This is a genomic window from Glaciecola sp. 2405UD65-10 (genome assembly GCF_048820975.1).
GTDB lineage: Bacteria > Pseudomonadota > Gammaproteobacteria > Enterobacterales > Alteromonadaceae > Glaciecola.
This window is the reverse complement of the sequence record NZ_JBMEUF010000001.1, coordinates 266808-279219: the sequence shown is the minus strand read 5'-3', so window position 1 is coordinate 279219 and position 12412 is coordinate 266808. Positions and strand designations below refer to the sequence as shown.

Annotated in this window: 11 protein-coding genes and 1 tRNA gene; 2 read left to right on the top strand and 10 right to left on the bottom strand. The window is 40.6% G+C overall.

Annotation, left to right across the window (positions count from 1 at the left end; translation table 11 throughout):
- Positions 1 to 59: 59 nt before the first annotated feature.
- Positions 60 to 833 (top strand): sulfate transporter CysZ, encoded by a 774-nt coding sequence (cysZ, locus tag ACOI22_RS01315; protein ID WP_420669417.1) that lies wholly within the window; start codon positions 60 to 62, stop codon positions 831 to 833.
- Between the two features lie 57 nt (positions 834 to 890).
- On the opposite strand, the gene ACOI22_RS01310 is transcribed toward cysZ, so the two are convergent.
- The 4 genes from ACOI22_RS01310 to pnp form a co-directional block, all read right to left on the bottom strand.
- Positions 891 to 2324: a tetratricopeptide repeat protein gene (locus tag ACOI22_RS01310; protein WP_420669415.1), complete on the bottom strand. Its 1434-nt coding sequence runs from the start codon at positions 2322 to 2324 to the stop codon at positions 891 to 893.
- Between the two features lie 3 nt (positions 2325 to 2327).
- On the bottom strand, positions 2328 to 3221 hold the full coding sequence (gene nlpI, locus ACOI22_RS01305) for a lipoprotein NlpI (protein WP_420669413.1): 894 nt from the start codon (positions 3219 to 3221) through the stop codon (positions 2328 to 2330).
- Positions 3222 to 3299: 78 nt separating this feature from the next.
- Positions 3300 to 3587, bottom strand: coding sequence for a DUF1244 domain-containing protein (locus ACOI22_RS01300; RefSeq protein WP_420669411.1), 288 nt, complete (start codon positions 3585 to 3587; stop codon positions 3300 to 3302).
- A 93-nt stretch (positions 3588 to 3680) separates the two neighbouring features.
- The gene (gene pnp / locus ACOI22_RS01295) at positions 3681 to 5795 is read right to left on the bottom strand and encodes a polyribonucleotide nucleotidyltransferase (protein ID WP_420669409.1); all 2115 of its coding nucleotides are present in this window, start codon (positions 5793 to 5795) and stop codon (positions 3681 to 3683) included.
- Positions 5796 to 6220: 425 nt separating this feature from the next.
- On the opposite strand from pnp, the gene ACOI22_RS01290 reads away from it, so the two are divergent.
- Positions 6221 to 6547, top strand: a complete 327-nt coding sequence (locus ACOI22_RS01290) for a hypothetical protein (protein WP_420669407.1) — start codon at positions 6221 to 6223, stop codon at positions 6545 to 6547.
- A 45-nt stretch (positions 6548 to 6592) separates the two neighbouring features.
- Here ACOI22_RS01290 and ACOI22_RS01285 read toward each other — a convergent pair.
- From ACOI22_RS01285 to ftsH, 6 genes are all read right to left on the bottom strand, one after another.
- Positions 6593 to 6679: transfer RNA gene (locus ACOI22_RS01285), tRNA-Leu, on the bottom strand.
- Positions 6680 to 6691: 12 nt separating this feature from the next.
- Entirely contained in the window at positions 6692 to 7078 is a 387-nt protein-coding gene (gene secG, locus ACOI22_RS01280) for a preprotein translocase subunit SecG (protein WP_420669405.1), read from the bottom strand.
- 10 nt (positions 7079 to 7088) lie between these two features.
- Positions 7089 to 7826, bottom strand: a complete 738-nt coding sequence (gene tpiA / locus ACOI22_RS01275; RefSeq protein ID WP_420669403.1) for a triose-phosphate isomerase — start codon at positions 7824 to 7826, stop codon at positions 7089 to 7091.
- 99 nt (positions 7827 to 7925) lie between these two features.
- On the bottom strand, positions 7926 to 9266 hold the full coding sequence (glmM, locus tag ACOI22_RS01270) for a phosphoglucosamine mutase (protein ID WP_420669401.1): 1341 nt from the start codon (positions 9264 to 9266) through the stop codon (positions 7926 to 7928).
- A gap of 9 nt (positions 9267 to 9275) precedes the next feature.
- Entirely contained in the window at positions 9276 to 10115 is an 840-nt protein-coding gene (folP, locus tag ACOI22_RS01265; protein ID WP_420669399.1) for a dihydropteroate synthase, read from the bottom strand.
- 109 nt (positions 10116 to 10224) lie between these two features.
- Complete coding sequence (ftsH, locus tag ACOI22_RS01260; protein ID WP_420669397.1) at positions 10225 to 12156, bottom strand: ATP-dependent zinc metalloprotease FtsH; 1932 nt, start codon at positions 12154 to 12156, stop codon at positions 10225 to 10227.
- Positions 12157 to 12412 lie beyond the last annotated feature (256 nt).

Below are 12412 nucleotides of genomic sequence, written 5' to 3'. Positions count from 1 at the left end.
TACACGGTTTAATTTTCACTAATGATACCCATTAGTAAAATCAAGAATATGGAGATAATGTGCATTACGAAACAAAGTACTCACCGCAAACAAACAGAGGCGGTGCTAGCTATTTTTTTCAAGGCTTTGATTTAATCAAAACTAAAGGCCTTAAACGGTTTGTGTTAATTCCTTTGTTTATTAATCTTATTCTTTTTTGTTCGGCATTTTATTTTCTCCTCGACTACATTCAAAGTTCTGTTGATTATATTATTAACATTATTCCTGACTGGCTAGGTTGGCTAAAAACAAGCCTTATATACATACTGTGGCCCATCGCAATCATTACGGTTTTACTCATTTTCGCGCTTATATTTGGCACACTAGCCAACTGGATTGCCGCGCCGTTTAATGGTTTATTGAGCGAGAAGGTTGAGCGTTATTTAAGTAATGAACAAATGGGTGATGAAGGTTTAATGGATGTTGTTAAGGACATACCCAGAACCATGGGGCGAGAGGTATCAAAGCTAGTTTACTTCATTCCCAGAGCGATAGGATTTTTGCTCTTATTCTTTATACTGCCTGTTATTGGGCAAGTAATTTGGTTTTTATTCACCGCGTGGATGATGGCAATACAGTATGTAGACTACCCATTTGATAACCACAAAGGTAGCTTTCATATAACCCGCGATACTTTGCGGGATGATAAATCACGCGCTTTTAGTTTTGGCATAATGGTAAACATTTTTTCGTTTATTCCAATTGTTAATTTTATTGTAATGCCTGTTGCTATTTGTGGTGCCACAGCTCTATATGTAGATAATTACAAACACATCAAAGAAAGGCAGCGCTAAATTAAAAGGCCTTGCCGATATTCGCCAGCCTTGATTTATTTGCTGCTCAAGTGAAGTTTAATTAAGCGCTTCTGCAACAGCAATAAAACCGTGAGCATTACTTAATTGAGATTTCCATAGCTGTAAATATAGTGGGGGAATATGATTAGTATCATGATGCTCCATAAACGTAATATCTATTGATGGCTTTACGCTTTGGATACCTAGCTTGTTGCAAGTTCTAGAGGGTGAAATAGCAAGCTCTGCATTTACCGGCAATTCATTATTAATGCTTATTTCATAATTCACGTCAGCTACTTTCTGATAGTGTTGTTGCCATGTATTGAAACGACTAGAGCTATATAAAGAATCGCCAACATAGAAGTTAGGAGCTGAAAAATTTGAGCAATATTGCTCAGCTAAATCACTTGAAATAGCATACTCATCAATAAATCCTGCAAAATGCGCCAGTTCGTGCACAAATACAGAATAGGTATCTGCTTGGTCTAGATACATAAGGCCATGTTGAACGTAAGCCGTCCCATTAGGCAGAAAAAAGACCAAATGTGTAAAGTTCTGCTTCCCTATAGAAGCGGCTATCTCGCTTAAATCACAACGTTGGCGGTGCCCCTCAAGTTGGCAAGATAACGCCCCTTCGTTCAGCCAAACAAGATTGTTGATACAAATAGGCAATTGCTCGAAGCGTGCATCTTTTTGAAATTTTCGCATAAACTTTTTAGCCTGGACGGCACTGTCTAAATTATTTGCCACAAATTGTAATTGCTGGGCACATTTAGGCTGTAACTGTTTATCTTTATTTAGCCAATCCTGAACGCTTACAGGAGAATGAAGCTCATTTAATATTGCTAAATCCTTTGCTTCATCAATGCTTTTTCCTGCTGACTTAAAATGAATGTTAGCTTGTTCATGCTTCCCCTGCTTCCATAATAAGCGGCCTAAATAATATTCACTAAGGGGATCATACTTAGCCGCTTTAACTAGCCATTTTATGGCTTTTTCCTTATGCCCTGTATCGTACCAATATTGTGACAAGGCAATAACAGCAGGCTGGTACTCAGCTAATGCAGCGCGCTCTAAATAGCTAATCCGTAAGTCAAAGTCGTTTTCTACAAGCGCCAATTCAAAATAACTTGCACTATGTCCACTTTGCGCCGCTTGCAACCACCAAAATTTTTTAATGGTTTCTTTAGAAGTGCGCCTAGCCAGTTCGAGTTGAGCTTCAAGATGATTCATTAAGGCGGCTTGGGTAAGCCAATACTCATTAGACTGCTCTATTGCCTTTCTGACCATTGTGGAGAGTAGTGAAGATGAGCCTGATGACAAATATTGGTGAGAAGCCGCTGGCCAAATTAGATTTAGCTTTTGTGTATTCTTAGGCTGCTCAAAATAATGGGTAAGTACAACTGAGCTATAGGTAGAGCTACCAGAAAGCCCAGTACTCGTCATAAAGAACAGTAGCAGCAGAACGAGTAACTTACGTGCAATCAACATAGTCTATTTGGGTGCATCAACAGGCTGGACTTGGCGCAAGTTAGCTAATTCAATGCGTGAATACTTGTGCTCAATATATTCATACACATTGGTACTTAACGATAATTTAAAGTAATTTTCAGCTTTGCCTCTGTGTCCTTGCCACGCATAAAACTTCCCTAAATAGAAATAAGCTTCACATAGTCTATGATTCAATTGTGTTTGGCTTTTCACATCGGCCAGCAAACTAGCAATAACTCTACTCTCAGGCACCTCGCCTAAATAAAAATCTATAATACTGCTCGTCCAGTCATTTGAGTCAATGAATTCGCGGTTATCAGCAAGCTCAACAATGGCAAGTTCTGCATTATTGCTGCGCTTTGTAATGTAGTGCCATATGGCTCTTATAGGGTCACTTTTATCTTCATTTAAGAACTGCTGAGTATCTTGTACTGCAAGCTCAGAACGGCCCCCATAGTACAAAGCAATCCCTCGATTTAAAATGGCGTTTGAGTATTCAGGGTTTATGTCCAAACTTGCGTCAAATGATTCATAAGCTAACATAAACATGCCAGCTTGAATGTAGTGCACCCCTACTGAGTTATGCGCCGCCGCAAAAGCCGGGTTGAGTTTAATTGATTCTGCGTAATCGCGACGCGCTAAGCTAGATAAACCAATTGCATCATAAGCAACACCGCGTTGAAACAGTAATTCAGAACGCTCTTTTGAGCTTAACTCCGCCCGATACAGCCACTCATTGTACTGAGCGATTGAAATTTGAATACGCGGGCTAATAGGCTCAGCCTCAGCTAAAAGCAAGCCGCTCATAAATGGATCGGGTTTTTGACTACTCACACACCCGGTAAAGAATGTTGATAAACACAACAAAACTACCAATTTTAAATAATGTTTTCTCACAATATTACTGGTTCCCTAGTATTCTTAGGATGCATTAAGTTCAATATAGCAAAATTTACTGCAACAAAGCATAAGCTTTTACTTTTTCTTAGCCTCAAATGCGGCTAATTGTTCTGGTGTTGCAGGTAATTGATGATTTGCTTTCCATTCGCTGTAAGGCATCTTGTAAATATGTTCACGGGCTTGTTCATCACTTATATCAAGACCACGTTCATTAGCTTCCTGCAAATACCATTTTGATAAACAATTACGACAAAAATCAGCCAAAATCATTAAATCGATGTTTTGTACTTGTTTGTTATTATCTAAATGACTAAGTAAGCGTTGCAAGGTTGCCGCTTCTGCTTCTATTTGTTTATTTTCCATGATTAAAATTCTTTACTATATTCACTAAAAAAAAACCGCCAACTGTTTGAAACAAGCTAGCGGTTTGTATTTTCAATAAACGTTATTTAACGTTTATTCATTACCTGCGTTGTCTTCGCTAGCTGGTTTTTCAAGCAGCTCTTTCATACTTAAACGAACGCGGTTTTGACGGTCAATTTCCATTACTTTAACGTCAACTTGCTGGCCTTCAGAAAGGTGGTCAGTCACTTTATTCACACGCTCATGAGCGATTTGTGAAATGTGTACCAAACCTTCTTTACCAGGAAGCACTTCAACGAAAGCACCAAAGTCAACAATACGCATTACTTTACCGTGGTAAGTTTTACCTACTTCAAGTTCAGCAGTAACTTGCTCTATACGCGCTATAGCCGCATCAGCTTTAGTTTTTTCTGTTGCGAAAATTTTGATTGTACCGTCATCTTCAATTTCGATGTTAGTATCTGATTCTTCAGTAATAGAGCGAATAGTTGCGCCGCCTTTACCAATAACATCGCGAATCTTGTCAGTATTAATTTTCAAAGTATAGATGCGAGGTGCATATTCAGACATTTCTTCACGGTGTCCGCCAATTGCTTGGTCCATAACACCTAAAATGTGTAAACGCGCTTCTTTAGCTTGCTTAAGCGCTTTTTGCATAATTTCCTGCGTGATGCCTTCAATTTTAATATCCATTTGAAGAGCAGTAATCCCGCCAGTTGTACCCGCTACTTTAAAGTCCATGTCACCTAAGTGATCTTCATCACCAAGGATGTCAGATAGTACAACAAAGTTGTCATCAGACTTAACTAAACCCATAGCAATACCGGCTACAGATGCTTTAATTGGTACGCCAGCATCCATAAGGGCTAGTGAAGTACCACATACTGATGCCATTGAAGAAGAACCGTTTGATTCAGTTATTTCAGACACAACACGCACTACATACGGGAATTCTTCTAAGCTAGGCATTACCGCTTGAATACCACGTTTAGCAAGACGACCATGACCAATCTCACGACGCTTAGGAGAACCAATCATACCAGTTTCACCAACACAGTATGGAGGGAAGTTGTAATGCAACATAAATGCGTTTTTAGTCAAACCCGAAAGGCCGTCAATCATTTGCGCATCACGCTCAGTACCAAGTGTTGCAACTACCAATGCTTGGGTTTCACCACGAGTAAATACAGCAGAACCGTGTGTACGTGGAAGTACGCCAGTAGCTACGTGAAGGGCACGAATCGTTTCTGGATCGCGGCCATCAATACGCTTTTCACCCGCTAGAATGCGTGAGCGTACAACGTCACTTTCTAGTTCATGAACTAATTCTGATACTTCTTTTGGATCTAAGCTTTCGTCAGCTGAGGTAAGTTCTTCAACTGTTTTGCTTGTAAGCGCTTCTACAGCGTCTTTACGCTCCATTTTGTCAGAAACTTGGTAAGCTTCTGTCATGCCGCTTTCTGCTAAAGCTTTTACTTTATCTTTTAATTCTACGTTCTGCTCTGGAGCAACCCAGTTCCACGTTTCAGTACCCACTTCAGCAGCAAATTCACGAACAGCAGTTACAACCGCTTGAGATTGCTCATGGCCATACATTACCGCGCTAAGCATTACATCTTCAGAAAGCACTTCAGCTTCAGACTCAACCATTAATACAGCGCTTTCTGTACCGGCAACAACTAAGTCTAGTTTGCTAGTTTCATTTTCTGATGTACGGGTGTTTAATACAAACTCGTCGTTGATATAACCAACGCGTGCAGCACCTACTGGACCATTAAACGGGATACCTGAAATAGATAATGCCGCTGATGTACCAATAAGAGAAATAATATCAGTTGGAATTTCTGGATTTGCAGAAATAACCGTAATTACCACCTGAACTTCGTTTTTAAAGCCTTCAGGGAATAATGGTCTAATTGGACGGTCAATCAAGCGAGCAATTAGTGTTTCGCTTTCAGAAGGACGACCTTCACGTTTAAAGAAACCACCTGGGATTTTACCCGATGCGTAGGTTTTTTCTTGATAATTTACGGTAAGAGGGAAAAAAGACTGATCAGGCTTTGCTTCTTTTTTACCCACTACTGTTACCAGTACAGTAGTATCATCCATGCTTGCCATAACAGCAGCATTTGCTTGTCTGGCGATTACGCCAGTTTCTAGAGTTACAGTATGTTGACCATACTGAAAAGTTTTAGTAATAGGAGTCACACTCTATCCTTTAAGTTATTTATATATTCGCTTATTAAATGCGAGGCATAGTATATATCGCCCTATCGTCAATACCAACCGATTAATCTTATTTTCACAGTGAATTTTTTAATTTTTTGAGGGAAATTTGCCTTTTCCCTAGTCTTTCTTTTCTCCAAACGGGTAAGTTTTTGCACAAAAAACCTTTTATTAGCCTTCGCACTTCGCGTTTTAATCTCGTTAGCTTTGATGTTTCCCCATCTAAAAGGTGGCAAAACCGGGGGGTATTTAAAGGTAATTAAGAGAATAGTTGTTTAATAATAAGTATTTAAAACAATAACTTTATATAGACAATTGGGCTTTATTGCACAATTTTAATGTCGATAATTACATAACAGGAATTTAAGTATTTGTTTAGCTGCACACCGGGATGGTGGGAATGAATTATGATTTTAATGAGAATAGATGACTTTAAAAGTAAACGCTGCGTTGCTGAGTATTTGATACTTTACAGTACAAGCGCTACTTGCGCATTAGTTAGTACCGCATATTTTTTAAGTGACTTAGCGGCTCACTGGGCCTTACTAAGCGTAGCGCTTATGCTTATGAGCATTGCTCTACTTTTAGTGACTCAGCAAATTCGCAGCAAACGAGCGCAAGAGTTTTATCAAGAATGGGTAAGCACGCTAGATTCTAAAGACATACTAGAATTAAAACACCGCTTGCGCGAACATTGCGCTGAACAAAACCTCATTGATAGTATTAAAAAATAAGACTAAAAAAGCCCGTACTTTATTTAAGTACGGGCTTTTTTTAATTGGTGCGGAAAGCGGGACTTGAACCCGCACGGCCGTTAGGCCACCAGCCCCTCAAGCTGGCGTGTCTACCAATTCCACCACTTCCGCAAAATACTATGACTACTGAGGTTGGTCAGATGAATCGTCAGTTGGGATACTTGACGGTGCTTCTTCGCTGGCCTGTTCTACAGGAATTAGCGCTTCCTCAACATTCGGAATTTCTGAATCTTCAACTACTGGTGTTATGGTTTCAAACTCATCAGTTGTATCGCTTGTGCCGGCGGTAATACCACCAATAACAAGACTAATCGCAAAAAACAAAGTAGCTAAAATTGCCGTTGTACGAGTCATAAAGTTAGCTGAGCCACCAGAACCGAAAATGGTGTTTGAGCCGCCCGAACCAAAAGATGCTCCCATATCTGCGCCCTTGCCTTGCTGAATAAGCACAAAACCTATCAACAATATAGCTACTATCAAATATGCGATTAACAAAATCTCGTATAACATATAAATCCTCTTATCCTGCTGCTTTACAAATGGCAGCAAAATCTTCTAATTTCAAACTGGCGCCTCCAATTAGGCCACCATCAATATCTTCATTTGCAAATAATGCTTCTGCATTGCTTGCGTTTACACTGCCACCATACAATAACTGAGTGTTGGCAGCGTTTGAATTCCATTTTAATAACTCTGTTCTAATAAATTTATGTACTTCTTGCGCTTGTTCAGGAGAGGCTGTTTTGCCCGTTCCTATTGCCCAAATCGGTTCATAAGCTATTACACAGTTGTCTATAAATTCGTTTCCGCAAATAGTTTGCACTGCTTGTAGTTGTTCTAATACAAACTCATTTTGCTGGTTAGCTTCTCGTACTTCTAAAGGTTCGCCTACACATAAAATAGGTATTAAACCTGCATTAATAACGGTTTGAACCTTTTCAGCTACAACAATATTGCTCTCGGCATGATCTTGTCGACGTTCTGAGTGACCAATAATAATATACTCAACGCCTAATTCTTTAAGCATTGACACCGATATATCACCAGTATGTGCACCCGATTCAAATTGACTACAATCTTGAGCCCCTAAAGCAAAATCACCTTTAGACGCTGCAGTTAAATACGGAGCGGGTAAGCAAAGCACTGTGTCGATTGTTGAACTAGACTCAAGTGAGTCAGTGAATGACTTTAACAAAGCTAAAGAACCATTCATTTTCCAATTGCCTGCAACCATAGGTTTGCGTACATTCGCCATCATTAACTCCATTTACAAAATTTAGAACGCACCGCGAAAAGCGGCGCTGATATTAACTAACCACACCCAATTATACAAGCGTGATAACAACAAAAAGTAGAATTACTTTACATTTTTTACCTGCTGCGCAATGAACTCTGACCATTTATCAGAATCTTCTTTGCTTTGCGCTTCAACCATAACCCGAATTAACGGTTCAGTGCCACTTTTTCTAAGTAATACACGGCCCGTTCCGTCCATTGCTTTTTCAGCTTCTTCAACAGCTTCAATTACTTGTTTATCAAGCAGCGGGTTTTGTGAACCAGCAGAAAATTTAACATTGATTAAGCGCTGAGGAAACTTTTTAAATCCAGCGTTAATTGCACTTAAGCTCATATTAGCACGAAGCATTGCAGCAATAACTTGCAAACCCGCAACAATCCCATCACCCGTAGACGCATATTCTAAATTAAGTACATGGCCTGAATTTTCACCGCCTATAGACCAATTTTTCTGCAACAGCTGTTCCATTACATAGCGGTCACCTACATCGGCTCGTTCAAACGGTATTCCAAGTTGCTTAAGCGCTAACTCCATTCCAAGATTAGACATCTTAGTACCAACAACACCACCTTTTAATTTACCTGAACGCAATGCATCACGGGCAATAATAAAGATGATTTGGTCACCATCAATCACCTCGCCGTTCTCATCAACCATCATGATTCTGTCGCCATCACCGTCAAGGGCGAAACCTAAATCAGCACCGTGCTCCTTAACCGTTTCAATGGTCGTTCGTAATGAAGTAGCACCTACTTTATGGTTAATGTTTAAGCCGTCAGGCTTAGTACCTACCTCAATAACTTGTGCGCCTAATTCGCTTAGTACGTTAGGTGCAATATGGTATGTAGCGCCATGGGCACAATCCACCACTATTTTCATACCAGAAAGTGACAATTCTGATGGGAATGTGCCTTTACAATATTCTATGTAGCGCCCCGCAGCATCGTTGACCCTGCTTGCTTTGCCTAATTTATCAGACTCAACACAGGTCATCGGCTCAAGCATTTGGCGTTCAATCGCTAATTCAATTTCGTCATCTAACTTGTGCCCTGTCGATGAGAAAAATTTAATACCATTGTCATAATAAGGATTATGTGATGCTGAAATTACAATACCGGCTTCAGAGCGGAATGTTTTTGTTAAATATGCAATGGCAGGCGTGGGCATGGGCCCTAGTAGACCAATGTTAATACCGGCAGCCGATAAGCCTGATTCTAATGAAGACTCTAACATATAACCACTTATACGCGTGTCTTTACCAATTAACACTTTGTTAGTGCCTCTATTGGCTAGCACCTTCCCTGCGGCCCAACCTAGCTTAGTAACAAACTCTGGGTTTATTACGCTTTCGCCTACTTTACCGCGAATTCCGTCGGTTCCAAAATACTGTCTTTTCGACATGTCTTTTCCTTATTTATTAAACTTGCTAACCATTTGCACAATTTTCATTGCATCAGCGGTTTGTTGAACGTCATGAACACGAATAATATTGGCTCCGTTTATTGCCGCTATTGTGCTTGCAGCTATGTCTCCCGCTAAACGTTCATCTACCGGCTTATTAATCACGTTCCCGATCATTGATTTACGTGACATACCAGCTAAAACCGGTAATCCTAAATCAGTAAACTGACGCAAATGATTTAAAATTGCGTAATTATGACCTAGTGTTTTGCCAAAGCCAAATCCTGGATCTATTATTATTTGTTCGGAGCTAAAACCAGCCTTAATTAATTGCGCTAATCGTTTTTCGAAAAACGCGACTATTTCAGCCACAACGTCATTATACTCTGGCGCTTCTTGCATATTCTGCGGACTACCTTGCATGTGCATTATGCAACTTGGTACGCCATGAGATTTTGCCAAGTGCGCAGCTGTTTCAAGCGCATTTGGGACTGATAAAGCGCGTACATCGTTAATTAAGCTCGCCCCCGCCTCCACCGCAGCCAACATAACTTGTGGCTTACTGGTATCTATTGAAATTATAGTGTCTAGTTCAGCGTTAAGTAACTCAACAACTGGAAGCACTCGGTCTAACTCTTCTTGCACGCTTAATTCTTTTGCGCCTGGGCGGGTAGACTCCCCTCCAACGTCAATAAACGTTGCGCCGCTATTAACCATATCAAGCGCATGCTTAAGCGCAGATGAAGCACTAGTAAACTTGCCACCATCTGAGAAAGAATCAGGTGTAACATTTAAAATCCCCATTATTTGGGGGCTATCAAAGGTAATTTCAGTTCCTTTGAACAACATATATATCGTTTCCTTGCGTGGGTTCTGAAGTGTTTTTAAACAAAATTTTGCGATAAAACGAGCAACACCGACATAAGTCGGTGTTGTATTTTACTAACTGCGTGAAAACTTAGTGCGTAGCGCCGCTTGTTTCACCGTCATCTTTTGGCTTATCTTCTTTACCGACATCCATTGACGCACCGCCAGTAGGTTTATCAGAATCAGAATTATCAGCCTTGCCCCAATCAGCAGGTGGGCGAACTTCTCTGCGAGCCATTAAGTCATCAATTTGCTTGGCATCAATGGTCTCATATTTCATAAGCGCATCTTTCATCGCATGTAATACGTCCATGTTATCACGCAAAATTTGCTCTGCACGCTGATAGTTGCGGTCAATCACGCTTTTTATTTCAGCATCAATTGAACGTGCCGTTTCGTCAGAAACGTTAGCAGATTTACTCATAGAACGACCTAAGAACACTTCGCCTTCTTCTTCAGCGTATAGTTGCGCTCCTAATTTAGACGACAAGCCCCACTGCGTTACCATTTTCTTGGCTATGTCAGTAGCACGTTCAATATCATTTGATGCACCGGTAGTAACCATATCTTCGCCGTATATGATTTCTTCAGCTAAGCGGCCGCCATACAAGGATGAAATCATGCTTTCTAAATGACGTTTAGTATAACTAACACGGTCTTGCTCTGGCAGGTACATAGTTACCCCCAACGCACGCCCACGAGGAATAATTGATACCTTGTAAACAGGGTCATGCTCAGGAACAACTCTTCCAACAATCGCGTGGCCAGCTTCGTGGTAAGCCGTCATGGTTTTCTCTTCTTCCGACATTACCATGCTCTTACGCTCAGAGCCCATCATGATTTTATCTTTTGCTTTATCAAATTCTTCCATAGCAACCATACGTTTGTTAGAACGTGCTGCAAATAAAGCAGCTTCATTCACAAGGTTGGCTAAGTCAGCACCAGAGAAACCTGGTGTTCCACGCGCAATAACTGAAGGTTCAACATCATCAGCAATAGGCACTTTACGCATGTGAACTTTTAAAATTTGTTCGCGCCCGCGAATGTCTGGCAAACCTACAGTTACTTGGCGATCAAATCGGCCAGGACGCAACAGTGCAGGGTCAAGCACGTCAGGGCGGTTAGTTGCAGCAATTACAATAATACCCTCATGGCCTTCAAAACCATCCATTTCAACTAGCATCTGGTTTAGGGTCTGCTCACGTTCGTCGTGTCCGCCGCCTAAACCTGCGCCACGTTGGCGCCCTACTGCATCAATTTCATCAATGAAAATAATGCAAGGAGATGATTTTTTCGCTTGCTCAAACATGTCACGTACACGAGATGCACCCACACCTACAAACATTTCAACAAAGTCAGAACCTGAAATGGTAAAGAATGGGACTTTAGCTTCGCCTGCAATCGCTTTAGCAAGCAAGGTTTTACCGGTTCCAGGTGGGCCTACCATTAAAACGCCCTTAGGAATTTTACCGCCTAATTTTTGGAATTTTGTAGGATCGCGTAGGAAATCTACCAATTCAGATACATCTTCCTTAGCTTCATCACATCCTGCTACATCAGCAAACGTGGTTTTAATTTGGTCTTCACCCAGAAGGCGAGCTTTGCTTTTGCCGAATGACATTGCGCCTTTGCCGCCGCCACCCTGCATTTGTCGCATGAAGAAAATCCATACACCAATAAGCAATAACATGGGAAACCATGAAATAAATATTTGCGATAAAAACGATTGCTGTTCAGGCTCTTGACCAAATACACGCACATCATTTTTGTACAATTCGTCAATTAATTTATCATCATGTAATGGGATATAGGTAACAAATGCATCGTTGTTACGCTTCACACCCGTGATTTTGTTTTTGTCGATTTTGACTTCGCTAATATTTCCGCGTTCAACTTCTTTCAAAAACGTTGTGTAGTCAGTTTGTGCACTGCTTGTGGTTTGACCATTAAAGCCTTGAAAAACCATCATCAGCACAACGGCTATGACTAACCATAAAATAAGATTTTTTGCCATGTCGCTCAACGCAATTACCCTCTATTAAGGACGAACTAGTTACTTCTATTAGCTACTGCTAATACTCGATTTGCAAAGATTACTACACTTTGCAGCCCTTCGCCACTAGATACCATTGAACTGACGGGCTTGGGGACTTTATAAAACGAAATGTGCTTGTACATTCACGCACATTCTTCCGACACTGTAAATAATACGTTAGTTCCAAATAACTTGTTCACTTTAATACGTAAAATAAATAAGCCCTAAGAAGTAATAAATAATA